Origin of the sequence: Streptomyces sp. ICC4 (genome assembly GCF_003287915.1) — a bacterium.
GTDB lineage: Bacteria > Actinomycetota > Actinomycetes > Streptomycetales > Streptomycetaceae > Streptomyces > Streptomyces tritrimontium.
The window spans coordinates 8,375,335-8,400,315 of the sequence record NZ_CP030286.1 but is presented as its reverse complement, the minus strand read 5'-3'; the positions used below and the strand labels follow the sequence as shown (position 1 = coordinate 8,400,315).

Here is a 24,981-nt window from a genome sequence, read left to right as displayed (position 1 = left end):
CAGCACGCGAACCGCAGGACGCAACGCAGCATCCGCAGAGTCTGCGCCGGAGCGACGCACCGAAGGATGGGGCCCGTGAGTTACAAGGCTGAGTACATCTGGATCGACGGAACCGAGCCGACTGCGAAGCTGCGTTCCAAGACGAAGATCATGGCGGACGGCGACGCGCTGCCGATCTGGGGCTTCGACGGTTCGAGCACCAACCAGGCCGAGGGCCACGCCTCGGACCGCGTACTCCAGCCGGTGTTCACTTGCCCGGACCCGATCCGCGGCGGGGACAACGTCCTCGTCCTGTGCGAGGTCCTGAACATCGACATGACCCCGCACGCGTCGAACACCCGCGCGCTGCTGCGTCCGATCGCCGAGAAGTTCGCCGCTCAGGAGCCGATCTACGGCATCGAGCAGGAGTACACCTTCTTCGACGGCACCCGCCCGCTCGGCTTCCCGGTCAACGGCTTCCCGGCCGCCCAGGGCGGCTACTACTGCGGCGTCGGCTCGGACGAGATCTTCGGCCGCGACATCGTCGAGAAGCACCTGGACCACTGCCTCGCGGCGGGCCTGGCGATCTCCGGCATCAACGCCGAGGTCATGCCCGGCCAGTGGGAGTTCCAGGTCGGCCCGGTCGGCCCGCTGGAGGTCTCGGACCAGCTGTGGATCGCGCGCTGGCTGCTCTACCGCACGGCCGAGGACTTCAACGTCTCCGCGACGCTGAACCCGAAGCCGGTCAAGGGCGACTGGAACGGCGCCGGCGCGCACACCAACTTCTCCACGAAGGCGATGCGCGAGGACTACCGCGCGATCATCTCCGCGGCCGAGTCGCTGGGCGAGGGCAGCAAGCCGCTCGACCACGTCAAGAACTACGGCGCCGGCATCGACGAGCGCCTGACGGGCCTGCACGAGACGGCTCCGTGGAACGAGTACAGCTACGGCGTCTCGGACCGCGGCGCTTCCGTCCGCATCCCGTGGCAGGTGGAGAAGGACGGCAAGGGCTACATCGAGGACCGCCGCCCGAACGCGAACGTGGACCCGTACGTGGTGACCCGCCTGATCACGGACACCTGCTGCACCGCCCTGGAGAAGGACGGCCTGGTCTGAGACCGCCCGCTCCCCGCTCCACCCGTACGATTCCGGCGCCCGCCGGGCCCCCGCGGCCCGGCGGGCGCCGCCACGTCCGGGCCCGGCCGCCGCCGATGACGACGCCGCCGCTGTCGGTGCCACTGTCGGTGCCGCTGTCGGTGCCGCTGTCGCTGTCGGTGTCGGTGCCGTCTGGCACGGTGTCCCCCATGTTGGCGATCACAGTCCGTACCGAGCGGGGCCACTCCCACCGGCGTCCCGCGCTGCGCTCCCTGTCCGACCTCGTCGTCGGCCTGGGCGGAGCCGGGGACCGGTTCCTCGTCGTGGAGCGGATCCCGAGCGATCCGGACGTCTACCTCCAGGTCTGGCGCGAGGGCGGGGGCGACTACCAGCTGGAGCACCGGGCCGGCTCCCCCGAGCGGCACTTCCAGGCGTACCTCACCTCCGCGGACGAGGTCGTGGAGCTGATGGCGCTCTGGGCCCGCCGTGAGGAGGACTGGGACCTCGGCCCGGCCTGGGAGCGCCTCGACTTCCCCGCCGAAGCCCCGGCGGAGCCGCTGCCGCCCGAGGTGGAGCGGCAGTTGGAGGAGGCCGTACGGGGCTGGTTGCGCGGCGGCTACGACGACCGGGCGGCCCTCACCGAGCGCGCCGAGGAGCACCTGGCCGACGGGAACGTCCGGCCGGTCTCCCGGGAGCAGGCCGCGCAGCTGGTGGTCCGGCTCTGGCGGGAGCGGGTGGCCGAGCAGGACGGCTGGGCGGGCGAGACGGACCCGGAGCGCGTGGCGCGGGCCTTCGCCGCACTCGGCGCGGCCGGGATCACCGCGCGGGAGGACTTCGCCTGCTGCCGCGGCTGCGGGCTGGCGGAGATCCGGGGCGACGGCCCGCCGGACGCGCGCGGGTTCGTCTTCTTCCACGCGCAGTGCACGCAGGGCGCCGCCGACGGCGGGGACCTGTACCTCCTCTACGGAGCCTTCGCGACGGGCGACGACGCGGCCGACGAGGTGCGGACCGCGGCCGTGGGGCGGGAGGTGGTCGCGGCCCTGGACGCGGTGGGGCTCGAGTCCCTCTGGGACGGATCTGCCCACGATGCGATACGTGTGACCGGTTTGGACTGGCGGAAGCGGCTCACGGGCTGACGGTTCGTCGGGATTGCAAGGGGCCGTTCACGCCGTGATCATCAAATATGAGACGGCGATCCATAGAATGAGACAAGGTCTGCCCGGGCGCCCGTGCATCTGCTTGAATGGGGCCATGGCCAGCCACTTGCACACCTCGACAGGTCGCAGCGACCTCGAGCCGTTCTGGCCTTCCCGTCAGGACCACGATTTCGACCGGGTGTGTTGCCGCGCGAAGAACGCGCCGGCCCTCTAAAGCCTCCGGGATCTCCCAACCGACCTTTCCCGAGGCCTTCGGTCTGCGCGGTACGACACAAGACGACGCATGTACGCACGTCTCCTGCCGACCACTCCGCGTGAAAGAGCTGACCACTCATGGCGAACACCCGTTCCTTCGCTTCCGCCGCCTCCGCTGCGACCGCCCCCCTGACCTACCCGGCCTTCCCGCCCAGTCCGCGCCACCGCCTGCGATCCGTGGACCGGGACGAGGTGGCGCCGGGCGGGAGGAAGTCCACGACACGGGCCACCTCGTCCCGGTCCACGGATCGCAGGCGGTGGCGCGGTCTGGGCGGGAAGGCCGGGTGGGGCAGGGGGGCGGTCGCAGCGGAGGAGGCGGGAGCGAGGGCACGGGTGTTCGCCATGAGGGGGTAGATCTGTCACGCGGAGTGGTCGGCGGGAGGAGTGCGTATATGAGTCGTCCTTTGCCTGAGACTGGATCGGGGACGGGGACGGGGACGGGGACGGGGAGAGGGTTGCGGGCACCATCGGCACCTCGAATCGGGTGATTTCGATCAAAATATCGCCACGGAAGCAGTACCGGGTGAGCTCCAGCCGGTCCCGGCCGACGGTGTCCCGGCTGTACGGGTACAGGCAGTCGCCCGTACCCGCCGGCCGCACCGGCTCGTGCCCGGCGGCCGCGGCGCGGGCCATCCTCTCGTCGTAGACGCCGGCGGCCTCGACCTGCTGCCGGGTCATCCCCGGTTCCGGCGGCCGCGGCGGGGAGTAGTCCAGCGGCCGGGCGTGGCCGACCAGTTGCAGGCCGAACATCAAGGTGGCCCCGATGCCGGCCAGGACGAGCAGCCCGGAGGCCGCCTGGGCGAGCGGGATCAGCAGCGGGGCCCGCCGCAGCCGCCGGGCGGCCGCGCCCGCGGTACCCGGCGTACGGGTCTGCGCGCGTTCCGCGTCGGTCTGCGCCGCCGTCGGGGGGACGGCCGGCAGCCGGGCCCGCACGGCGAAGCCCCCGGCGGGCCCCGGCCCGGCGGCCAGGTCGCCGCCGAGCAGGGCGACCCGCTCGCGCAGCCCGCTCAGGCCGCGGCCGGTGCCGGCCTCGGCCGCCGCGTCCCCCGCGCCCGGCGGCCGCACCGGGGCGGCCCCGTTGGCCACGGAGACCTCGACGGAGTCGGCGGTGTGCTCGATCCGCACCTCCACCGGCGCACCGGCCGCGTACCGGTGCACATTCGTCAGGGCCTCGCGCACGACCCGGTGCACCGCCCGCCGCACCCGCGGTTCGCGGTCGACGGTGTCGGGCCCGGTCCAACCGAAGCCGATGCGGACCCCGCCCGCACGGGACTCGGCGACCAGCGCCTCGATGTCGGCCCGGGTCCCGGTGGCGTCGGTCAGCGCGTCGGTTCCGGTGTCGCGGGACAGCGGCCCCAGCACCCCGAGCGCCTCGCGCAGCTCGTGCATGGCGTCGCGGGTGGCCTGGCGCACCTGGCCCGCGCTCTCGCGCAGTTCGCCGGCGTCTTCGCCGGCCCGGCCGCGCAGCGCCATCTCGAGGCCGCCGGCGTGCAGGGAGATCAGGCTGAGCCGGTGTCCGACGAGGTCGTGCATCTCGGCCGCGATGCGGGACCGCTCGTGGATGCGGGACTCGCTCTCGGCGAGCCGGCGGTTCTCCTCGGCGGCGGCGGCGCGCTCGCGCAGGGCGGCGAGGAGCCGCTGCTGCTGCCCGGCGGAAGCCCCGACCAGACCGGGTACCAGGACGGCGACCGCGGCGAGGACCCCGCCGAGGGTGAGCCCGTACTGCCAGGAGCCGAAGCCCTGGCGGTGGACCGTCGCGCCCGCCGTGAGCACGGTGAGCGCCCCGGCCCCGAACAGCACGGCGGCCCTGCGCCCGGCCCCGGCCAGCTGGTGGGCGACCGCGTAGGCGGTCACCGCCATCAGGACTCCGAGGCAGGACATCACCCCGAGCAGCACTCCCATGCCGAGCAGTGCCGCCTCCGGAAAGCGGCGCCGTACGACGAACAGGACCAGCGCGGCGAGCGCGACCACCGCCTTGGTGTGGACCGGCAGGCCGCCGCCGACCTGGTCGATGAGCCCGAACGCCAGCAGGACGAGGACACCCCCGCCGAACGCCTCGGCGGCGGCCCTGAGCAGCGAGCGACCCATGACAGACATATCCACGATTATCCGAGGCCGGAAGGGGGTCCGGCGTGAGCCTCGCGAGGGATCCGGCCCTCTGCCGAAGGGCAGAGGCAGGACTCAGGTATGAGCCGCTGTCACCCTTGGGGCAGAGTTTCGGTTCGTCCTCGGGAGGGACGCGGGTTACCCCTCCCCCCACGAATACTCGTACACATGAACCGCCGCCCTCTCGTCATCCTCGCCGCCACCGTGGGAGTCCTCGCCACCGCAGCCATCGCCCTTCCCAACCTCCCGCCCAACCCCCTGTCCGACGCGATCAACGACCGGGTCTTCAAGGAGAAGGGCATGCGCTTCGCCACGGCCGCCGACGCCCCGACGCGCGGGGAACGGTCGTGGGTGCTGCCGGACTGGGTGCCGAAGGACGCGACCGCCGTGCGAATAAAAGCGCGCACGGACAGTGGGGCACGGCTGCTCCGGTTCACCCTGGGCGCCACCCCGCTGGACGGACCGCAGTGCTCGGCGGCCGTGGCGAAGAAACCCGCGGGGAGGGTGCCGGCCGCCAAGTGGTGGCCGGCCGGCACGCGGGAGGAGGAGCGGCCCGAGTGCCGCGACTACTACCAGTACCAGGTCACAGTGCGGGGCCGGGAGGTCTACGCCTGGACCGACGGCACTCCGTCGCCCGGCGCGAAGACGGGGGACGGCGCCCCGGTCCGGCAGGCGGCGCGCGGAGGCCGCTGATCAGGCGGCGGGCGGCGCGCGCCCGCTGATCCAGGACGCCCGGCACGCGCGGCGCTCGTCGGTACGGGCCGGCGGCGGGCCGCGCACCGGCACCGCGGACCGCAGACCGCAGACCGCTGCACCGCTGCACCGAGGACCACAGACCGCCGCGACGCGCAGAAATCACGTTCCCCGGCGCACGGCGGGCCGTTATCGTCACCGCCATGGACATCCGACCCGCCAGCACCCCTGCCGAACTCCTGGCCGCGGAGGGACTCTTCGACGGGCCCGTGCGCCCGGACTGGTCGCAGCGGTTCCTCGACGCCCCCGGGCACCTGATGCTCATCGCCTACGTGGACGGCGTACCCGCCGGGATGGTCTCCGGCATCGAGATGAGCCACCCGGACAAGGGCACCGAGATGTGCCTGTACGAGCTCTCCGTGGACGAGGGCTACCGTCGGCGCGGCATCGGCCGTGCGCTGACCGCGGCGCTCGCCGCCGAGGCCGGGGCCCGCGGCTGCTACGGCATGTGGGTGGGTGTGGACACGGACAACGAGGCCGCCCTGGCCACGTACGAGGCGGCCGGAGCCCAGGACGAGGGCGTCTTCTCCATGCGCGGCTGGCCCATCGGCCAGTAGGCCGCCCGGCCTGGTGGCCACCAAGCCGCCCGGCCTGGTCCCCGGGCCAGTCCCCGGGCCGGCACCCCGTAGCCCGCGCGGCGGCGTGTCGTGGGGCCAGTCGGCGCACCCTCCGCGCGGCCGGCCCGTGCCTCGCCGAGCATCGGCCGCATGACCGCATTCACCGCGCTGCTCCCGGCCGCCGCCCTGCTGGCGGTGGCCACCGCCCTGCCGCCGTACGCCGCCGCCGAAGCCACAGCCGCCACCACCACCGCCACCGTCGAAGCCGGCCCCGGTGCCGAGACCGCGCCCTACGTCGTGGTGCTCGAGGACCGGCTCTCCCGCGCCTCCGCCCTCGCCTCCACGCGTGCGCTCGTCGCGGAGGCCGAGGCTTCCGGCGACCGCGTCGGCACCGTCTACGACACCGCCCTGAACGGCTTCGCCGTCCGCACCACCGCCGCCCGCGCCGCCGAACTCGCCGCCGATCCGCGGGTGGCCTCCGTGGAGCCCGACGCGACGTTCCTGGTCAACGGGGTGAGCGTCGGCCGCGACACACCGAGCGCCCCGGTCGACGCTCAGCCCCTGGTCCAGTCCTCCGCGCCCTGGGCCCTGGACCGGATCGACCAGCGCGAGCTCCCGCTCGACGGCTCGTACGCGTACCCGGCCACGGCACGGGGGGTCACCGCGTACATCGTGGACACCGGGATCAACACCCTGCACCAGGAGTTCGGCGGCCGCGCCCGCTGGGGCGCCAACGCCGTGTACATGGAGGGCGCCACGGACTGCAACGGCCACGGCACGCACGTCGCGGGAACGGTCGGCGGAGCCACCTACGGCGTCGCCAAGGAGGTCTCGCTCGTCGCCGTGAAGGTCGCGAACTGCCGTGGGGAGGCGAGCCTGTCGGCCATCACGCGCGGGATCGACTGGATGGTCAAGGACTCCCTCAAGCACCCCGCGACCCCTGCCGTGGCGAACATGAGCGTGGGCGGCAGCCACAGCTTCGCCCTGAACAGGGCCGTGACCCGCGCCGTCGCGGCCGGGATCACCTTCGCCGTGGCCGCGGGCAACGCGGCCGAGGACGCCTGCACCGGCTCCCCCTCGGGCGTTCTGCAGGCACTCACCGTGGGCGCGACCGACGCCGGGGACCGGCGGCCCTCCTTCTCCAACCACGGCCCCTGCGTGGACCTCTCCGCCCCGGGCGTGGCCGTCACCTCGGCCTGGAAGGGCTCCGCGACGGCCCTCGCGCGAGCCTCCGGCACCTCGATGGCGGCCCCGCACGCGGCGGGCGCCGCGGCGCTGGTGCTCGCGCGGGACCTGGCGGCCGGCGGCCCGCGCAAGACCCCGGCGCAGGTGGCCGAAATCCTTCTGCGGGACGCCGTACGGGACCGGATCACGGCCCTGCCGGCCGGTACTCCGAACCTGCTGCTCCACGTCCCGGCCGAGAAGTAGCCCGTACGAGGACCCCCGCCGGCGGTGACCCGCCCGCCGGCGGGAGCCGGCCCCGCGCGTCCCCCACCGCGCCGCCGCGGCGAAGCGCAGCTCAGCGCCGGAGCGCCGCCCTCCGGCGCTGAGCCCCCCTCCCCGACCTCCCCGAACGGAGTTCCCCATGCCGCTCCACACCAGCTGGCTCTCCCCGACCGGCCAGACCCGCGAGAACACCCGCGTCAGCCAGATCGGCGCCACCACCCCGCTCAACCCGCAGCAGGCCCGGTCAGGGATCCTGCCCGGCTCGTACGGCGGTCTGCACCGGGTCGCGGGCTTCTGGACGGACGGCGCGTCCGCGATGACCCTCAACGTCAGCAACGGCCGGGCCGTCATCCAGGGCCTGCACTCCCAGGGCGCCTACCAGGTGACCCTCGACGGGGGCGTCGTGCTCACCGTCGCCGACGGCGACGCCCAGTACGGCCGCGTCGACCTGCTCGTGCTGCGCGTCTACGACGCCTCGTACGACACCTCGGGCAAGTACGAGGCGGCGGTCGAGCTCATCCGCGGCACCCCCGCCGCCGCCCCGGTCGCCCCGGCCACCCCGGTGCTCTCCCTGCCCCTGTACGAGATCGCCGTCCCGGCCGGCGCCAGCGCCGGCAAGGGCGGCATCGTCTGGAGCGGGGCCCTGAAGGACCTGCGCACCACCACCGTCGCGGTCGGCGGCATCGTGCCCGCCTTCGGCGACACCGGCAACGGCGCCTACCCGGGCCAGTACCAGGACGGCTACACCGCCCTGCAGCGCTGGGACGGCTCCGCCTGGGTCCCGTACCCGGCCGCGATCGGCGGCATCGCCCCCAAGGGGGCGCTGAGCACCGCGAGTTACGTCGGCCAGTACCGCGACACCCCGCAGCGGGTGCTCCAGCGGTGGAACGGCAGCGCCTGGCTGTCGGCCTTCCCCGCGCCGATCTACGTACAGAGCCTGGACGCCGGCTACACCACCTCCACCACGTACTCCGCCGCCCTGCAGGGCACGAGCGTCTCCGCGCTGAGCGCCGCCTTCAACGCGTCGCCGTCGGGCCAGGTCCTGCTGAGCTTCGGGGCCCGGACCACGAACGTCGGCAACAACAACGCGTACGGGTTCACCAGCGTCCGCGTGACCCAGGGCGCCACGGTGGTCTGGGAACCGGACGACGAGCGCTCCGCCCTGCACCACGGAGACCGCGCCTCCTCGGTGTCGACCACGATCCGGCTCGGCTCCCTCACGGCTGACGCCCCGTACACGGTGACGCTGATGCACCGCACGAGCGTGGCGGGCGTGCAGAGCTACTTCGACAGCATCTTCCTCCGCGTCGACCACCTGAACTGAGCCCCGGCCGCACCCCGCCCCACCCCGCACCGCTTTGAAGGAGAACTCCGTGAACGTGCGATCCGCCTGGCTCCCGATCACCGGCCAGACCCGCTCCGACACCCGCGTCGCCTCGCTCGGCGCCCTCACCCCCACCTCCCCGGTCGCCAGCCGGTCCGGCATCCTGCCCGGTTCGAGCGACGGCAAGTGGCGGATCTCCGGCTTCACCATCGTCGGCACGACCGCGATGGGCGCGACCGTCTACCCCGGCCGGGCCCTCATCCAGGGCACCGACAGCCAGGGCGGCTACCCGGTCGCCCTCACCCAGACCCTGAACCTGACCTTCGCCGACGGCCACGCCCAGTACGCCCGCGTCGACCTCATCGTGCTGCGCGTCTACGACGACGAGTACGACGCCTCCGGCCGCACCGAGGCCGCCGTCGAGGTGATCCGCGGCGTTCCGGCGGCGAGCCCGGCCGTCCCCGCGACCCCGCCGCTCTCCCTCCCCCTCTACACCGTCGCCGTGCCCGCCGGCACCAGCGCCGGAACCGGCGGCATCGCCTGGGCCACCGCCCTGCTGGGCCTGCGCACGGCCACGGTGGGCCTCGGCGGCATCCTGCCGGTCACCACCGACACCGCGATCGGGGCCTACCCGGGCCAGTACCGGGACATCGAGGGCGCCCTCCAGCGCTGGGACGGCAACGCCTGGCTGCCGTACCCGCCGAAGCCGGTGTGGCAGAACTGGACGCCGGTGTGGAGCACCGCCACCGGCAGCGGCACGCCGTCCTTCGGCAACGCCGAAGTCCTCGCGCGCTGGATCCAGCAGGGCCCCACCGTGCACATGAACTTCGCCATCACCTTCGGCAGCACCACCAGCTTCGGCACCGGTGCCACCACCAACGACAACTGGCGGTTCACGCTGCCGGTCAAGGCCGCGGCGATCACCAAGGGCATCGGCTTCGCCGACCTGACCCTGGGCCTGCGGGACCGCGTCACGGCCCGGATCCGCTGCACCTCGACCAGCGTCTTCGAACTCGAGATCGCCTCCGGCCTGCCGACCGGCGGCGCCATCGCCGGCTTCGGGCTCACCGACGCCGTCAGCCCGTGGACCTGGGCCGCGGGCCACACCATCATCGGCAGCGCCACCTACGAGGCGGCCTCCCAGTGAGCACCGAGACCCCGTACCGCGCGATCTTCTGCGACGTACGGACCGACCGGACCATCGACATCCTCCCGCTGCGGGACGTGTCCATCGACGACTACATAGGCAAGCCGGGCGCCCTGTCCGGCAACATCCCGGTGCCCGACGCGGCCCTCGCCGCCCGGGTCAGCCGGATCGAGGAGGGCCGCACCGCCGTCTACCTGGAGCGCGGCGGCGACCTGTGGTGGGGCGGGATCATCTGGACCAGCACCCTGCAGAGCAGCGGCCGGGGCGTGATCACCCTCAGCATCCAGGCGGCGACCTTCGACTCGTACGCGGGCCGCCGGCGCATCCGCGACACCTTCGGCCCCGCCGCCCCCACCGACCAGCTGGAGCTGGTCCGGGAGCTGTGGCGCCGGATGCAGTCCTCGGTGGGCGGCGACATCGGCGTCACCTTCGGGGACGAGACCTCCGGGATCCTGCGCAAGGAGTCCTGGCGCGACGGCGACGAGGTCCTGTACTCCGAGGCCATCGAGGCCTTGGCCTCGGCCGAGAACGGCATCGAGCACCAGATCTCCGTCTTCCGCGACCCGGTCACCGGTGCCCGCACCCGCCGGCTGCGGCTCGGCAGCCCGCGCATCCACACGGGCGTCACCGACCTGGTCCTGGACCGGCCCGGCGCGATCCTCTCGTACGCCTTCCCCCGCGACGCGACCCGCGGCGGCACCACCGCCCGGGCCCGCGGCGCCTCGGTCAACAGCAACCAGGCCGAGGAGTCGCGCCCGGTCTGCTCGGACGAGATGGTCGCGGACGACCTGATCACCGGCGGCTGGCCCCGGATCGACCTGTCCTCCGACCACAACACGATCAGCGACAAGACCGCCCTGAACGGCCGCGCCGCCGGCGAACTCGCCCAGGCCCGCGGGGCCGTCGTCATCCCCGAGGTCACGATCCGCCTGGGCAGCGAGGTACCGCCGTCCCTGCTCGGTCGGACCGTCCGCATCCGGATCACCGACGAATGGCACCCCCAGGGGCTCGACGCCCGCTACCGCATCATCGGCGTCAAGGTCACTCCGCCCGAGCGGGGCCGCCCGGACACCGCCGATCTCTATCTGGAGGAGGCCTGATGCCCCAGCTGCCCGAGGACATCATCGATCGGCTGACCGCCATGGAACGCCGCATCCAGCAGCTGTCCACCGCCGTCAACACCCGCCCCGCGCTCAACACCGTCAGCGGCGGCGCCCTGAAGATCTCGGACGGCGGCTCGCTGTCCGTGGAGGAGCCGGGCGGCACCCGGATCCTGGGCGTCGGCTTCTGGTCCTCCACCGAGTACGGCATGGAGATCAAGCGGCAGAGCGGCAAGACCGCGCTGAGCATCCGCAACGGCTCCGCCAACACCTACGACCAGGCCTTCCGCATCTTCGACGCGTACAACCACGAGGTCTTCTCCGACGACGTCGTCACCGGCGGCCTCGCCCGCCCCTGGCTGGCCATGCTGCCGCCGCAGGACACCGCCACCGCCCGCTGGCCGCAGACCAACGCGACCGGCTGGACCACGATCGCCCGCTCCTTCAACCCGCTGTGGCAGCCCCGCCTGCGCGTGTACTGCTACACCGCGGCCGCGGCGGGCGTCACCGGGCAGGTACGGATCCTCGTGGACGGCGTCCAGTGGGGCGACCCGGTCACCACCGGGGCGATCTTCGACCGCACCGAGAAGGTCACCGACGACTTCACCGGCCGCTTCGGCAGCCTGGTCAAGGTCGAGGTCCAGGCCATGGTCACCGGCGGCACCGGGCTCGTCTACGCCCAGCCGCTGATGATGTACGGCACCCAGAGCTGAGGAGACCCTCCCCATGAACATCGACCCGAACCTTCCCTGGGGCATCGCCATCGACTACGCGGGCCGCGCCACGCTCGCCGAGGCCGGCCACACCGTCCAGGTCCGCGTCTACGACGCGGGCCTCGGCGACACCCTGGAACCGGACCCGGTCAGCGGCTACCCGGCCGTCCACGTCACCGCCCAGTTCACCGAGACCGGAGAACTCGGCACCCAGCTGCGCGGCTCCGGCCAGATCGTCCTCGACCCGCCGGCCGAGGGCCCGGTGGCCCCGGACCGCACGGCCGTGGCCGCCGCGGTCGCCGCCGCCCTGGCCGACTTCGAAGCCCGCGTCACGGCCTACACCACCCCTGTCTCCTCAACCCATCTTACCCTGCCCACTACCTACCCTCTTTACACATATCTCGTCGCGTGCAGATGTGTATAAGGCGCAGGTGTGGGTCAGCAGGCCTTCAAGGCCGCGAGGAAGTCCAGCCTGGTCTCGAGCCGGGACAGGTCCCGGCCCGTGAGGTGCTCGATGCGGGCGACGCGCTGGCGCAACGAGTTCACGTGCAGGTGGAGCCGGTCGGCGCACCTGGTCCACGACCCGTCGCAGTCGAGGAACGCCTCCAGCGTGGTCACCAGATCGGTCCGGTGGCGGCTGTCGTGATCGCGCAGGGGGCCGAGGAGGCGGGAGGCGAAGGCCTGCCGGTTCTCGGCCGGGACGAGGAGCAGCAGCGACAGGATGCGCGAGGTGAGGTCCTCGGGGCCCCGCACGGTCACTCGCTCCGGGCCGGCATCGGCGACCCGCAGCGCGGTGCGGGCCTCGCCGAGAGCCCGCCGCGCGTTACCGGGTGCCGCCACCGGGGTGCTGACGCCGATGGAGACCCTGCCCGTCGGACCGAGCCAGCGCGTGAGCACCGCAGAGAGCCTCCGCTGGAGGGCGGCGCCGTCGAGGGCCGGCTCGGGGAGCGTGTCCGTGGGCTCGGGCACCAGAACGAAGAGCACGGCCTGCTCGTCGTCGACGGTGGCGGCGATGTCCTGCGGCGACACCGGCACCGGACCGTCCGCTTGGACCAGGGCCTCCTCCAGGAGCGCCCGCAGGGCCGGGCCGGGGATGGGGCGGCCTCCGTCCCGCTCTCCGCGGGCGACCACGAACTGGCAGCGCTGCCAGGTGTCCTTCTGACTGACCACGGCCTGCGCGGTGCTGCTCAGCCGGACGGGGATCTCCTCCGGCGGGACGCGGCTGTACAGCAGGTCGAGGAGCCGGCGCGCCAAGTCGTTCAGCGCCACCTTCGCCCCGTCGTGCGCGGCTCGCGCGTCGCCGACCAGTTCGACGATCCGGTCGAGGAGTTCCACGTCCGGCGCGGGCCAGGCAGAGGTGTCGGCCTCCACGACGAGCAGCCAGTCACCCAACTCGGCGGCGTGCTCCGCCTTCGGCACCGCCTCCGCCTCCGCCTCCGCCTCCGGCAGCGGGGCCGGCACCGGTACGAGCGAGTGGAGCCGGTCCCCGATCCTGACCCGGTGCGCAGGCGCTTCGCACGAGCCGCGCGCGGCGAGGTACCTCCCGGCCAGTGCCGCCGCCGTCTTGGCGTGCAGGGGAGCGCCGGCCCCGGCGATCTGGCGCCCCGTCACGGACAGGACGCGCACTTCGAGGCCCATGCTGTGCCGCAGCAGCTCCAGCACGGAGTCCGGGGCGCCGCGGTCGGCGAGGAGCTGCCGGTGGCGTTCGACCACGGCGGCGAGGTCACCGACGTGCCGGCGGTCCAGACGGCGCAGGACGTGCTCGGTGACCGCGGTGAACGAGGTCTCCGGCCTCACGGCGACGAGGGGGAGACCCCGGCGCCGGCAAGCGCGCACGAGGTCCTGCGGGACGAATCCGTGCGCGGCCTCGCCCGCGGCGAGCGCGGTGACACCCGCCCGGTCGAGGGCCCGTACGAAGACTTCGGCGTCCCCGTCCTCCCGCCACCACGCGAGTTCGCTGAGGACGAGTTCCCCGCCGGTGAGGAAGCGGCCCGGATCGGCCAGGTCGACGGTCGGGACGGCGCGTATGGCGCGGTCGAGCGCCCCGTCGCCGGCCTCGCGGCCCACGAGCAGGCGCAGCCCCAGCTCCTCACTGTCCAAAAGCTCACGCAGCCGCATGATCGTCACCCTCTCATGCCCGCTGCTTCCGGCACCTGCGTATCCGCAGTTCAGCGACGTGGGGCAGGGGGAAGCCACGGTCGTCCACAGGCGGCGGAGGGGCCGGAATTGAGCGATCGGTGACTGCCTCGACCCCGTGATCGGCTGTCTACTTCTGGGCAACGCGAAGGCCCAATACGAAGGCCCGACACGAAGGCTTAGGAAGGCGCGGTTGATCATGGCTGGCACCACCACGGGCATCCCCACCAACGTCACCCAGGGCTCCCGGACCAAGGGCGGCATCGGAGAGTCGACCCTGCGCCCGGACGGCACCCTGAAGGTCACCGGCGAATTCGCCTACTCCTCGGACATGTGGCACGAGGACATGCTGTGGGGCCAGATCCTGCGGTCCACGCTCGCGCACGCCGAGATCGTGTCCATCGACACCTCCGAGGCCCTGACCGTGCCCGGAGTCCACGCGGTCATGACGTACGACGACCTGCCCGCCGAGATGAAGAACTACGGCATGGAGTTCCAGGACACCCCGGTCCTGGCCCACGTCAAGGTCCGCCACCACGGTGAGCCGGTCGCCCTCGTGGCCGCCGACCATCCGGAGACCGCGCGCCGCGCCGCCGCGAAGATCCGGATCGAGTACCGGGAACTGCCCCTCGTCACCGACGAGGCCTCGGCGACCGCTCCCGACGCGGTGCTCGTGCACGAGAACCGCGACGATCACCACGCCTCCCACGTCCCGCACCCCAACATCGTGCACCGCCAGCCGATCATCCGCGGCAACGTGGAAGAGGCCCGCGAGCGCGCCGACGTCATCGTGACGGGCGAGTACACCTTCGGCATGCAGGACCAGGCCTTCCTCGGCCCGGAGTCCGGGCTCGCGGTTCCGTCCGAGGACGGCGGCATCGACCTGTACGTGGCCACGCAGTGGCTGCACTCGGACCTCAAGCAGATCGCCCCGGTCCTCGGCCTGCCCGAGGAGAAGGTGCGGATGACCATGGCCGGCGTCGGCGGCGCCTTCGGCGGTCGCGAGGACATCTCGATGCAGATCCTCGCCTCCGTGCTCGCCCTGCGCACGGACAAGCCGGTCAAGATGGTCTACAACCGGTTCGAGTCCTTCTTCGGCCACGTGCACCGCCACCCGGCGAAGCTCCACTACGAGCACGGCGCCACCAAGGACGGCAAGCTCACGCACATGAAGTGCAAGATCGTGCTCGACGGGGGCGCCTACGCCTCGTCGACGGCCTCGGTCGTCGGCAACGCCGCGTCGCTCTCGGTCGGCCCGTACGTCATCGACGACGTGGACATCGAGGCGATCGGCCTCTACACGAACAACCCGCCCTGCGGGGCGATGCGCGGCTTCGGCGCCGTCCAGGCCTGCTTCGCCTACGAGGCCCAGATGGACAAGCTCGCGGCGCGGCTGGGCATGGACCCGGTCGAGTTCCGCCAGCTCAACGCCATGGAGCAGGGCACGATCATGCCCACCGGCCAGCCGGTCGAATCGCCCGCCCCGGTCGCCGAGCTGCTGCGCCTGGTCAAGTCCCGCCCGCTGCCGCCGGAGCGCCAGTGGGAGGTCGCCGACGGCGCGGCCGACGTGCGCGCGCTGCCGGGCGGACTGTCCAACACCACGCACGGCGAGGGCGTCGTGCGCGGCGTCGGCTACGCGGTCGGCATCAAGAACGTCGGCTTCTCCGAGGGGTTCGACGACTACTCGACGGCCAGGGTGCGCATGGAGGTCATCAACGGCGAGGCCGTCGCCATGGTCCACACGGCCATGGCGGAGGTCGGCCAGGGCGGTGTGACCGTCCACGCGCAGATCGCCCGTACGGAGCTCGGCGTCCAGCAGGTCACCATCCACCCCGCCGACACGCAGGTGGGCTCGGCCGGTTCCACGTCGGCGGGCCGCCAGACGTACATGACCGGCGGATCCATCAAGAACTCCTGCGAGATCGTCCGCGCGAGGGTCCTGGACATCGGCCGCCGCAAGTTCGGTGCGCGGCACCCGGCGTGGTGGTCCGCCGCCGAACTCCTGCTGGAGGGTGGCGAGGTCGTGACCGAGGACGGCGAGGTCCTCGCCGCCCTCGTGGACGTCCTGGAAGACGAGGTCGTCGAGATCGAGGCGGAGTGGCGTCACCGTCCCACCGAGCCCTTCGACCTGAGGACGGGTCAGGGCCGCGGTCACGTCCAGTACTCCTTCGCCGCCCACCGGGCGGTGGTCGAGGTCGACACCGAGCTCGGCCTGGTCAAGGTCATCGAACTGGCCTGTGCCCAGGACGTCGGCAGGGCGCTCAACCCGCTCTCCGTCGTGGGCCAGATCCAGGGCGGCACCACCCAGGGCCTGGGCGTCGCGGTGATGGAAGAGATCATCGTCGATCCGAAGACGGCGAAGGTGCGCAACCCCTCCTTCACGGACTACCTGATCCCGACGATCCTCGACACGCCGACGATCCCGGTCGACTACCTCGAACTGGCCGACCCGGAGGCGCCTTACGGTGTGCGCGGCATCGGTGAGGCGCCGACCCTCTCGTCCACCCCGGCCGTCCTCGCGGCGATCCGCAACGCGACCGGACTGGAGCTCAACAAGACGCCGGTCCGCCCCGAGCACCTCACCGGGACCTGACGCGGAGACCTGACCGGGACCCGGACCGCACACACCGCCGCCCCCGGCCCGCAGCGTGCTCGAAGGCATGCTGCGGGCCGGGGGCGGTGTCGTGCCGGCCCCGCGCGGCCGGGGATCCGGGACGGGGAGGTGCCGGAGTTACTTGGCGCCGAGGTCGGCGTCGGAGACCTCGGGCTTGCCGGCGGCCTTGAGGACCTTGTTGAGGAGCGTCAGGTCGTAGATGCCGGTGAGGTCGGGCTGCTCGATGAGCTTGGCCTTGACGGCCCAGGCGCGGCGGAGGTGTGTAAGAGACGGGGCATGGTGTGCTCCGACGTGGGGTGGGGCCTGTGCGCGGGCGTCGGGCGGGGGTCAGCGGTCCGCGCGGTGGCGGCGGAGCATCGAGAAGCCCAGGCCCGCCGCGCCCACGGCCGCCAGGCCGACGCCGCCCGCGATGAGAAGCGGGCCCTCGCCGGAGCCGTCAGCGGTGGCCGTCGTGGCCGAGATGTCCGTGGGGGCCGGCGCTTCCGTCTCGAAGGCCTGGGCGGCCGGCAGGGCCAGGGCGGTCACGGCCCCGGCGGCGGCGACGGCTGCGGCTGCGGTGCGGAAGGTGGCGCGCACGGGTGGTTCCCCTCGGGTCGGCGTCGCCTGTGGTCTCGGGTCGGGCGCGGCACTCTTTCAAGTGGTCGAGTGCTCAAGTGCTCGAGTGGTTTGCCCCGGCGACGGAGACGACGTTACGGGGGGCGTGTTCTGGCCGTCCATCGGTCACGTAACGGTTGTCCGGACAGCCGCCCGCGAAGGCGTTAAGGCGTGCGAAGGCCCTCCCGGCCATGGACCGGGAGGGCCTTCGCGACGACGACGGCCTGCCTCAGCTCAGACCCCTGCTGCGCTCGCCGATGCGGTCGCCCTGCGGGGTTCCCGCCCGCTTGAGCTCCGCCTTCGTGTGCGCCCCGCCCTTGACCTTGGTCCGGACGGGACCGTCGAAGCCGTGCGCCTGTGCGGCGCGCGGGAGGCGGGTCGCCTCCACCGCCTTCGCGACAACCGCCTGGAAGTCCTGCTTCTGCTCTTTGCTCATCCCGTCGTCACTCCCTCAACACTCAACGCTCAAGACTCGGGGCATCCAATCGGACTACTGGGATCGTATGCAGATATACGTACCAATGCACCCGGACGGGGCGTAAAGAATGGTGGATCAAGGCCCCTGCGGCGTCGGGCGCTCCGGCGTACCGAGCACCTCCACGATCAGTTCCTCCGGACACGGCGTCCCCCGCGGCAGCTGGTACTTCGCCGCCACCCGGTACTCCCCCGGCGCCGGCGCCAGCAGCTCCGTCCACACGTCTCCGGTGGCGTCCGGGACCGCCGAGAACAGGCAGCCGGCCGTGTTCTCGTACTGCTTGCCCTTCGGCTCCGCGGAGGCCTCGGGCTCCTTCGACGCCCCCGTCCTCTTCGGATCCGCCGTCTTCTTCGACTCCGCCGCCCTCTTCGATTCCGCCGTCTCCTGCGGCGGCGCCACCGGCCTGCCCTCGCCGTCCACCAACCCCAGCCACGGCGAATGCGGGATCCGCACCAGCACCCGCCCGGCCTGCTTCACGTCGATGACGAGCTGGTCGGCGCTCGCCCGCACCACCGTCGCGGGGCCCGCGACCAGGTCCGTCGGGTTCACCACCTTGAAGAGCTGCCAGTTCGCGTCGCCCCACACCTGCTGGAGGTACGGGAGCCCCTCGCGCACCAGCTTCGCCTCGTCGCGCCCGCCCTCGTCGGGGTTGTCGGCGGGCAGCACGACGTAGTGCACGGCCCAGCGGTCCAGCCACTCGCGGTAGCTGTCGGCCGTCAGGGTGTCGTCGTAGAAGAGCGGGTTCCGCTCCAGGTCGGCCTGCCGGTTCCAGCCGCGCGCGAGGTTCACGTACGCGGGGAAGGCGGAGGATTCCCGGTGGCTGCTGGCCGGGACCACCTCGACGCGGCCGCGGTCGGCGTTCGCCTTCTGCAGCTGGTCCACCAGCGGGGCCAGCTCCCGGCTCCAGGAGGCCAGCGGGGTGGTGCGGACGATGTCGGTGACGCTGTTGACGGTGATCCAGGCGGTCACGCCGACGAGGGCGAGCACCAGCCCGTACCAGCGCCGCGTGCGCCCCCGAAGCAGCCTGCGCCTCGCCGGAGACGCCGGAGACCCCGGAGACGCCGGAAACCCCGGAGACGCCGCCGACGCCTCCCCGCCCCGCGCGGCCTCGTACGGGAGGGCCGCGAGCAGCACCGCCCCGCCGAACAGCATCGCCAGCCGGGTCACGTTTGACCCGACCTGCGAGTCGATCGCCCAGGTCAGGGCCACCCCGAGGGCGTAGATCGCGGACGCGGTCCGGACCGTCTTCCAGCCCTTCGGTACGAGGAACAGCGCGGCCAGCGCGCAGCCGAACGGAAGCGCCGCCGAGATCAGCTTCATCGGCTGCGTCCCCGAGAACGGGAACAGCCACGACGACAGCCCGACCACCGCCGCCGGGGCCAGCCCCAGCGCGTACGCGCCCGGGCGCCGGCCGTTCAGGAACAGCGCGGCCGCGATCAGCCCGAGGAACAGCCCGGCGACCGGGCTGGAGGCGGTGGCGAGCGCCGCGAGCGGAGCCGCCGCGGCGGCCTTCGCCCAGCGCCGCTCGGCCCATTTGCGGGGCCAGCAGAAGACCGCGGCGACGGCCCCGAGCGCGAACATCACGCCGAGCCCGAAGGTGACCCGGCCCGACACGGCGTTGCACAGCAGCCCGTACACCCCGGCCAGCGCGGGCCACAGCGGCTCGCGCACGGCGCCGCGGCAGCGGGTCAGGATCATCGCCAGCAGCCCGGCCGAGACCGTACCGGCGATCATGATCGTGGTGCGGACGCCGATCATGTACATCACGTACGGCGAGACCACGCTGTACGAGACCGGGTGCATCCCGCCGTACCAGGCGAGGTTGTACGCCGAGTCGGGATGGCGGCCCACGAACTCGGCCCAGGCGTCCTGCGCGGCGAGGTCGCCGCCGCTGTTGGCGACGGCGAAGAACCAGACCAGGTGCAGCAGCGCGGCCAGCCCGGTGGCGACGGCCACGGGATGCAGCCGCGCCCACCCGAGGGCCGGCCCGAAGGCACGGCGCAGGGGGCCGGCGGCGGCCCCGGCCTCGGTCTCGCCGGAGGCCGCCGGGGCCGCCGGGGCCGCAACAACCGGGCCGGAGCCCGGGCCCGAGGCCGGAGCCGGAGCCGCGTCCGAGGCCGGAGCCGCGTCCGGGCCGTGCGCCGGGTCCTGCGCCCGGTCCTGCGTCTGTCGCTCAGCGGTGGTCACGCCGACGTACTCCCCAACACGACACGATGAATCTCCGGTGTCCGATCCGCTCCGGCCCGCTCTGCTCGTAGACGCGCTCCGGCGCCCCGGGGTTGCCCGGGGCGCCGGAGCGCGTCACTCCCAGCCGGCGTCAGCCGACTCGGGTCAGCCGACTCGAGTCAGCCGGCCGGCTCCCGTCAGCCGACGCGCGTCAGCTTCTTGCCGATGCCCGGCGCCGCGAGGTCGCTCTGCAGCGCCACCGGCACCTTCACCTGGCTGGCGCCCGACCCGACGGTCAGCACACCGATCTCCGAGCCCGCCTTGGCGGTCATCGGAATCTTGGCGGCGCCGTCACCCAGCTTGACCTCGACGGTGACGGAAGGCCAGCCGACCGCCTCCACGTCCGCGGTGGCCACGACCGGGACGCGGCCGCCGAGGCCGTCGTCCACGTAGCCGACGACGTCGCCCTTCTTGACGATGTTCGCGGCCGTCAGCGCCTTCTGCGTGGCCAGCATGACGTCCTTGCTGGCCGAGATCGCGGTACCGAGGATCGGCACCCCGTGCTGGCCGAGGACCGCGCCCACGATCAGCTGGTTGGTCTTGCCGACCTTCTTCTCGGCCGCGAAGAGCAGATTGCCGCCGGCCTTCGTGGTGGAGCCGGTCTTGATGCCCAGCGAGCCGTTGAAGGGAACCAGGTCGTTGTAGTTCCGCCAGGACTTGCCGGAGGGGTCGATCCAGTTCGGCAGCTTGGTGATCGCGATCAGCTCCGGCATCTCGACGATCTTGAGTCCGAGCTTGACCTGGTCCTCGGCGGTGCTGACCGTCGTCGCGTCCAGACCCGAGGGGTCCGTGTACGTGGTGTTGGTCATGCCGAGTTCCTTGGCCGTGGCGTTCATCTTCTTGACGAACGCCTCCTGCCCGCCGTCCCAGCGCGCTAGCAGCCGCGCGACGTTGTTGGCGGACGGGATCATGATCGCGGCGAGGGCGTCGTACTGCGAGATCTTGTCGCCCTCCTTCAAGTTGTTGACCGTGGACTCGCCCTCGGTCTCCTTCTTGCCGTCGTCGACCGCCGTCTTGTCGACGGGGATCATCTGGCCCTTCTCCCCCTTCTTCATGGGGAAGTCCTTGAGGATGACGTACGCCGTCATCGCCTTCGCGACGCTGCCGATCGCGACGGGCTTCTGCTCGCCGAAGGTGCCGACGGGCCCGAGGCCGGCCGCGGCCACGTACGCCTGGCCCTCCTTCGGCCACGGGAGGGACGGGGCCCCGCCCTCGAAGGTGTACGAGGTCTTCGCCGTCATCTGGAGCGTCGGCTCGGGCAGCGGGCGCACGAGCTGGACGACGGCGAGGATGACCGCCAGGAGCACGAGGATCGGGGCGTAGATCTTGAACCGCCGCACGGCGGTCCGGGTCGCGCTCGGCGGCGGGGGCGGGTTGTTGGTGAGGTCCGCCAGCATGTCGAGCGGCGGCTTGGGCGGCAGCGGCTGCTGCGTGGTCCGCTCGGACGACTGCGCGGCGGGCACCTGGGGCGCCCGCGCGGCGGCCGGGGCCGGGGCGGGTGCCGGAGCCTGGGCCGGAGCGGGTGCCGGAGCCTGGGCCTGGGCCGGGGGGTCCCCACCGGCCGGGGGGCGGACCCGGCCCCCCTCCACCTCCTGCGCCGCCGCCTCGAACAGCCCGTCGCCGCCGGACGCCCCTTCCTTGCCATCCCCGGATCCCTGCCGGCCGACGCCGGGCAGCTGCGCCGCTCGGCCCTCCCCACCGCCGCCGATCTCCTGGCCGAACTGCAACGCACCGCCACCCGGCGCGCCCGCGACCCCTTCGGCCGCCTGCTCCCCGCCGACCCGACCGACTTCGCCCGCGCCTGGCTGAGCGCGGCCCTGTACACCGAGGCGGCCGAGACCTCGCTGTGTGCGGCGGCATGGCAACCGGAACGGTGAGGGCCGGGACGGCGGGTGTCTGCAAAAGGAAACGCCATCTGCACACGCTCGTTGACATCCATCACACCGATGTCAACGACCCGCCAGCACTCAGCATCACCACCGAATGTGAGACAGAGCCGTTTGTTCGACAGACCCCCTTCCGTCGGGCTGGGGAACGTTGCTCCGTATCGTTGACCCGTCAAGTCGGATCAGCTGTTCGGAGACTTCGTGCGGGTCGAGGACCATGCCACGTGGGATCACATCTTTCCGGTCAGATTTCTTCTGACCCGCCAGGATGCTGACCTTGAGCGCGACTTCTGGGGGCGGTGCGCCGATGTGGAGGGACTGTTCGTCGACCCGGTGCCGCCGCCACGTGAACTCCTGACTCTGCGCGGGTGCACGCCCGCAGGGCCATGGCACGATGTGCTCGCCTTTCCCGACGAGTCCACGCGGTCTTTGGGCAATCTGGAAGTCACCATCTCAGATGAGAACCGCCCTCAGTTCGCGTGGACCCTGGTGGACACGGTCGCCATCTCGTACTCGCCCAACGCGACCGATCCGGACCTCGTCGACCTCGTCCTCGGCACTGGCGTGGTCGAACACAGCGAGGTCTGGCCCGGCGCCGGCCCCGGCACCATGCCTGCCGCTCCACGCTTCGCGATTGCAGAAGAGGACTACAGGGGCGGGCCTGTCGGCGAATGCCTCGGCATCGATGGTCTCGTCGCCCCGCGCGAGGTCGGCCCGGACATCCCCTTGCAGCTCATTGGGTGCGAGCCCGGGGAGCGGCTGCTCGCTGCCGTGCGCAACCCGCAAGCCTGTATCCAGGAGTGGGGGGTACTGGTGGCACTGGACCGGTTCGGGCGGGAGATGGGGTCCCACGGGGTCCGTCTGGAGATCGCCAAGGTCAGTCCGTCCGTGCTGGGCGGGTCCTTGGTCGACATCACGCTCGCAGACGGCGGGGACGACGATCGACCCTCGCTCGCTGCCCGACGCATCTGGGAAACCTGGTACCAGGGCTTCCCGACGACACCCAACCAGTGGTCCTCACTGGACACGCGGGGCCGAGCTGAGTGGCTCGACCTGATACGCCCTCATCCAGGCGGCGAGCCGGATCGCGCCGGGGGAACCCATCACCTTGACGGACGATTCATCACCGACAAGCCCGGCCTCTATTGCGCGCTGGGCGAAGCACTCATCGGTCCCGGCCGCTGGTTCGGCCGAGGGCTCGACGATCTCAATGACTGCCTGGGCGGCCGACGCGGCGTCATCGGGCCCTTCACCCTGATGTGGCACGACGCCGACATCGCTCGCCATGCATTGAACTTCACCCTGGACCAAGGCGGAAAGCTCACCTACTTCGAGGAAGCCCTGCAACTCCTCGAGAGCCACGGCGTCACCGTTGTCCTCCGGTGAATCGCACCACTCTGATGGGACCACGCTGATCGCGGTCACAGCGAAGTCGAACCGGTCCGAGGCCGACACGGCTCCGGCGCAGTGGCTTCCCCCGGCCGGCGGTTACCCCTGCGAGTACGCCGCCCAGCGGACCGCCACGAAGCTGCGCTGGAACCTCGTCGCCGACGACGCCGAGCGCCAGGCCCTGCTCGGGGTCGCGGAGGACTGCCCGAGCATCAACGTCGTCCGCGAGAACGCGTTGTGACCCGCCCACACAGATCACCTGACCAGCGACGGAATGCTCGGCGCTTTGGGGTGAGCCTCGGATGCCGTTCCGCGGCGACGCCGCTCCGAGGGCACGATGTCGCATCCGATGCAACTGTGGGAATGGGCACTGGACCTGGCGCGGGCGAATCCTGCGAACCTCGCCTCCGGCACAGGAGAGGCGGGGGCGTGCCCGCATGCGGACGGGCCGGGATCAGACCGTTGCGGCTTGGAAGTCGTGGACTGCCTGGATGACGCGGTCGGCTTCCTCGTCGGTGAGTTCGGGAGCCAGCGGCAGGCACACGGTGCGCGGGAGGAGGTCCAGGGTGACAGCGATGTCGGTGGTGCGGTGGGTGATCTCGCGCAGCGCCGGCTGGTGGGGGACGGCATGCGGGTAGACCTGCTCCGTTGAGATGCCGGCTCGGCCCAGGTGGGTCATGAGGGAGGCGGCAGAGGTGGCGTCGGGCATCGTCAGGGGGTACTTGTAGTACGTGTGTGGCCGCCGTTCGGCATCGCCGGGCGCGTGCGCCAGCACAGATTGCACCTGGGGCGACATGGCCGCCGTGCTGACGGGCGCGGTGGCCCCGGGGTGGGAGCTGTGAGACGCGGGCCGGACGGCCGAACAGGTGAAGAGGGGCGGCAGATTGCCGCCCCTCTTGTATGCCTGATTGCGGGGGGCAATGGACAGCCCTGCGGGCTGGCCCGCCCCCTGTGTGCCCTTCGGGCACGGGCGGGCAGAAGACCTACCCTTCGGGCAAGTCGCTTCGCTCCCGGGCCCCTTTGAAGGTGCTTCGCGCCGGGGCCCGCCCCTGCGGGGCAAAGGAAGAACCCGCTCCGGCAGGACGTGCCGCCACGGGGGGTGGGCACAAGCCGGAACCGGCCGCAGCGATGCCGTGCATCAGCAACCACGATGGGTCTTCTGCTGCGAAGTCCCACGCGCAGAACTGAAGAACTCCCACGGCACTCCGACCCTCACTGCTGCCGGTCGCCTGGATCGGGAGTCTGTCGGCGGCCGGCATTTACTGCGATCCGAGAGGTGTCTAGTCGCGCCAAGCCTGACCGCTCACCTGGGCGTACTGCCAGTGCTGGACCCGTGCGCCGTTCGCCCCGCTGGAGTTCTCCACTTCAAGGAACTTGCCGGTTCCGCTGTTCATAATGGCGGCGCCGCCAGGCCTGGGACCGGCCCCCATCCAAAGCTGGTGCTTCACCCCAGGGGTGCAGGTCCACTGCTGTACGGGCGCGCCGTTGTGCTTCCAGCCGTTCTCGACCTCAAGGCACTTGCCGCTCTTCGCGTTGACGATCCAGAATTCGGCGGGGGAACCGGCGGGAACAGTCTTCCAGTAAGCCCCGCTTTGGCCGACACACGTCCACTGCTGGGCCTTCGCTCCGTTGGCTGTGCTGGAGTTCTCTATTTCCAGACACTTGCCCGAGCTATTGATCAGCAGCTCCGCTGCCGCGCGGGGCTCGTTTACGGGTTCGGCATGGCCGACTCCCGTTGCCGCCAGCACCATCACCGCAGCCGATGCCCCCACAGCAAGAAATCTCGATGACGTCTTCAACTTCGTCCCCCTGAGCTCCTGTTACAAAATAATTGAACCTGGATGATCTTACCCAAGGCTCAACTGTCAGGCCCCGGTGGCTTCGTTCACTTCAACTGACAGCGTTTATCCGTGCCCGCTTGCCGAGCGGGCCGCGCGAGGCCCCTGGATGGTGGCGCCCGCTGACCGGGCATCGGCTGGAGTGCCTGCCGGAATTGGCTGGCAGGTGCATGACGGGTTGATGGGGTGCG

19 protein-coding genes and 4 pseudogenes are annotated in these 24,981 nt (G+C 72.0%); 13 read left to right on the top strand and 10 right to left on the bottom strand.

The genetic code is table 11. The features are described from left to right. Window positions 1-75 precede the first annotated feature (75 nt). Both glnII and DRB89_RS39460 read left to right on the top strand, forming a co-directional pair. Window positions 76-1,095, top strand: a complete 1,020-nt coding sequence (gene glnII, locus DRB89_RS39470) for a glutamine synthetase (RefSeq protein WP_112451709.1) — start codon at window positions 76-78, stop codon at window positions 1,093-1,095. A 188-nt stretch (window positions 1,096-1,283) separates the two neighbouring features. Further along, complete coding sequence (locus DRB89_RS39460) at window positions 1,284-2,210, top strand: hypothetical protein (protein ID WP_112451710.1); 927 nt, start codon at window positions 1,284-1,286, stop codon at window positions 2,208-2,210. 467 nt (window positions 2,211-2,677) lie between these two features. Here the strand turns inward: DRB89_RS39460 and DRB89_RS45515 are convergent. Together DRB89_RS45515 and DRB89_RS46465 are read right to left on the bottom strand one after the other, a co-directional pair. Then, window positions 2,678-2,830, bottom strand: a pseudogene (locus DRB89_RS45515) (winged helix family transcriptional regulator); the annotation flags it as partial. A 628-nt stretch (window positions 2,831-3,458) separates the two neighbouring features. Continuing rightward, window positions 3,459-4,019, bottom strand: a pseudogene (locus DRB89_RS46465) (histidine kinase); the annotation flags it as partial. A 741-nt stretch (window positions 4,020-4,760) separates the two neighbouring features. Between DRB89_RS46465 and DRB89_RS39440 the strand changes: the two are divergent. The 8 genes from DRB89_RS39440 (at window position 4,761) to DRB89_RS39405 (ending at window position 12,056) form a co-directional block, all read left to right on the top strand. Then, entirely contained in the window at window positions 4,761-5,285 is a 525-nt protein-coding gene (locus DRB89_RS39440; RefSeq protein ID WP_112448052.1) for a hypothetical protein, read from the top strand. A gap of 203 nt (window positions 5,286-5,488) precedes the next feature. Then, window positions 5,489-5,902: a GNAT family N-acetyltransferase gene (locus tag DRB89_RS39435; protein WP_112448051.1), complete on the top strand. Its 414-nt coding sequence runs from the start codon at window positions 5,489-5,491 to the stop codon at window positions 5,900-5,902. A 150-nt stretch (window positions 5,903-6,052) separates the two neighbouring features. Further along, a complete protein-coding gene (locus DRB89_RS39430; RefSeq protein WP_239516606.1) occupies window positions 6,053-7,330 on the top strand; it encodes a S8 family peptidase in 1,278 nt (425 codons plus the stop codon). Between the two features lie 157 nt (window positions 7,331-7,487). After that, the gene (locus DRB89_RS39425; RefSeq protein ID WP_112452744.1) at window positions 7,488-8,672 is read left to right on the top strand and encodes a hypothetical protein; all 1,185 of its coding nucleotides are present in this window, start codon (window positions 7,488-7,490) and stop codon (window positions 8,670-8,672) included. Window positions 8,673-8,721: 49 nt separating this feature from the next. Further along, window positions 8,722-9,819, top strand: a complete 1,098-nt coding sequence (locus DRB89_RS46165; protein ID WP_112463681.1) for a hypothetical protein — start codon at window positions 8,722-8,724, stop codon at window positions 9,817-9,819. After that, window positions 9,816-10,919: a hypothetical protein gene (locus tag DRB89_RS39415; RefSeq protein WP_112452742.1), complete on the top strand. Its 1,104-nt coding sequence runs from the start codon at window positions 9,816-9,818 to the stop codon at window positions 10,917-10,919. The genes DRB89_RS46165 and DRB89_RS39415 overlap by 4 nt, the downstream gene beginning before the upstream one ends. After that, complete coding sequence (locus DRB89_RS39410) at window positions 10,919-11,632, top strand: hypothetical protein (RefSeq protein WP_112452741.1); 714 nt, start codon at window positions 10,919-10,921, stop codon at window positions 11,630-11,632. Before DRB89_RS39415 ends, DRB89_RS39410 begins: the two co-directional genes overlap by 1 nt. 13 nt (window positions 11,633-11,645) lie before the next feature. Beyond that, window positions 11,646-12,056, top strand: a complete 411-nt coding sequence (locus DRB89_RS39405) for an ATP-binding protein (RefSeq protein ID WP_112463680.1) — start codon at window positions 11,646-11,648, stop codon at window positions 12,054-12,056. A gap of 14 nt (window positions 12,057-12,070) precedes the next feature. Here DRB89_RS39405 and DRB89_RS39400 read toward each other — a convergent pair whose 3' ends face one another. After that, window positions 12,071-13,750 carry a PucR family transcriptional regulator gene (locus tag DRB89_RS39400; protein WP_112453663.1) on the bottom strand — a complete coding sequence of 560 codons (1,680 nt, stop codon included), beginning with the start codon at window positions 13,748-13,750 and terminating at the stop codon, window positions 12,071-12,073. A 217-nt stretch (window positions 13,751-13,967) separates the two neighbouring features. Here DRB89_RS39400 and DRB89_RS39395 point away from each other — a divergent pair, with 217 nt between their 5' ends. Beyond that, window positions 13,968-16,361 (top strand): molybdopterin cofactor-binding domain-containing protein, encoded by a 2,394-nt coding sequence (locus DRB89_RS39395; protein WP_112453662.1) that lies wholly within the window; start codon window positions 13,968-13,970, stop codon window positions 16,359-16,361. Window positions 16,362-16,499: 138 nt separating this feature from the next. On the opposite strand, the pseudogene DRB89_RS45500 reads toward DRB89_RS39395, so the two are convergent. The 5 genes and pseudogenes from DRB89_RS45500 to DRB89_RS39370 all read right to left on the bottom strand — a co-directional run. Then, window positions 16,500-16,625, bottom strand: a pseudogene (locus DRB89_RS45500) (sulfate ABC transporter substrate-binding protein); the annotation flags it as partial. Between the two features lie 84 nt (window positions 16,626-16,709). Further along, window positions 16,710-16,958: a hypothetical protein gene (locus tag DRB89_RS39385; RefSeq protein ID WP_112451684.1), complete on the bottom strand. Its 249-nt coding sequence runs from the start codon at window positions 16,956-16,958 to the stop codon at window positions 16,710-16,712. Between the two features lie 247 nt (window positions 16,959-17,205). After that, complete coding sequence (locus DRB89_RS39380; RefSeq protein ID WP_239516604.1) at window positions 17,206-17,412, bottom strand: hypothetical protein; 207 nt, start codon at window positions 17,410-17,412, stop codon at window positions 17,206-17,208. 117 nt (window positions 17,413-17,529) lie between these two features. After that, window positions 17,530-19,455, bottom strand: a complete 1,926-nt coding sequence (locus DRB89_RS39375; protein WP_239516931.1) for an MFS transporter — start codon at window positions 19,453-19,455, stop codon at window positions 17,530-17,532. 359 nt (window positions 19,456-19,814) lie between these two features. Further along, window positions 19,815-21,404, bottom strand: a complete 1,590-nt coding sequence (locus tag DRB89_RS39370) for a serine hydrolase (RefSeq protein ID WP_239516603.1) — start codon at window positions 21,402-21,404, stop codon at window positions 19,815-19,817. 360 nt (window positions 21,405-21,764) lie between these two features. Between DRB89_RS39370 and DRB89_RS39360 the strand changes: the two genes are divergently transcribed. Continuing rightward, entirely contained in the window at window positions 21,765-22,949 is a 1,185-nt protein-coding gene (locus DRB89_RS39360) for a barstar family protein (RefSeq protein WP_112450091.1), read from the top strand. A gap of 22 nt (window positions 22,950-22,971) precedes the next feature. Next, a pseudogene (locus DRB89_RS39355) lies at window positions 22,972-23,193 on the top strand (HNH endonuclease); the annotation flags it as partial. 213 nt (window positions 23,194-23,406) lie between these two features. Here DRB89_RS39355 and DRB89_RS39350 read toward each other — a convergent pair. Beyond that, window positions 23,407-23,727, bottom strand: coding sequence for a DegT/DnrJ/EryC1/StrS family aminotransferase (locus tag DRB89_RS39350; RefSeq protein WP_162688918.1), 321 nt, complete (start codon window positions 23,725-23,727; stop codon window positions 23,407-23,409). Between the two features lie 505 nt (window positions 23,728-24,232). Continuing rightward, window positions 24,233-24,703 carry an RICIN domain-containing protein gene (locus DRB89_RS39345; RefSeq protein ID WP_162688917.1) on the bottom strand — a complete coding sequence of 157 codons (471 nt, stop codon included), beginning with the start codon at window positions 24,701-24,703 and terminating at the stop codon, window positions 24,233-24,235. Between the last annotated feature and the right edge of the window lie 278 nt (window positions 24,704-24,981).

What these genes read in the sequence shown, in the direction of transcription:
- DRB89_RS39380 (WP_239516604.1), bottom strand. Translation starts at nt 17,412, where the DNA reads ATGAGCAAAGAGCAGAAGCAGGACTTCCAGGCGGTTGTCGCGAAGGCG.
- DRB89_RS39410 (WP_112452741.1), top strand. Translation starts at nt 10,919, where the DNA reads ATGCCCCAGCTGCCCGAGGACATCATCGATCGGCTGACCGCCATGGAA.
- DRB89_RS39400 (WP_112453663.1), bottom strand. Translation starts at nt 13,750, where the DNA reads ATGCGGCTGCGTGAGCTTTTGGACAGTGAGGAGCTGGGGCTGCGCCTG.
- DRB89_RS39405 (WP_112463680.1), top strand. Translation starts at nt 11,646, where the DNA reads ATGAACATCGACCCGAACCTTCCCTGGGGCATCGCCATCGACTACGCG.
- DRB89_RS39440 (WP_112448052.1), top strand. Translation starts at nt 4,761, where the DNA reads ATGAACCGCCGCCCTCTCGTCATCCTCGCCGCCACCGTGGGAGTCCTC.
- DRB89_RS39345 (WP_162688917.1), bottom strand. Translation starts at nt 24,703, where the DNA reads ATGGTGCTGGCGGCAACGGGAGTCGGCCATGCCGAACCCGTAAACGAG.
- DRB89_RS39425 (WP_112452744.1), top strand. Translation starts at nt 7,488, where the DNA reads ATGCCGCTCCACACCAGCTGGCTCTCCCCGACCGGCCAGACCCGCGAG.
- DRB89_RS39435 (WP_112448051.1), top strand. Translation starts at nt 5,489, where the DNA reads ATGGACATCCGACCCGCCAGCACCCCTGCCGAACTCCTGGCCGCGGAG.
- DRB89_RS39460 (WP_112451710.1), top strand. Translation starts at nt 1,284, where the DNA reads ATGTTGGCGATCACAGTCCGTACCGAGCGGGGCCACTCCCACCGGCGT.
- DRB89_RS39430 (WP_239516606.1), top strand. Translation starts at nt 6,053, where the DNA reads ATGACCGCATTCACCGCGCTGCTCCCGGCCGCCGCCCTGCTGGCGGTG.
- DRB89_RS39395 (WP_112453662.1), top strand. Translation starts at nt 13,968, where the DNA reads ATGGCTGGCACCACCACGGGCATCCCCACCAACGTCACCCAGGGCTCC.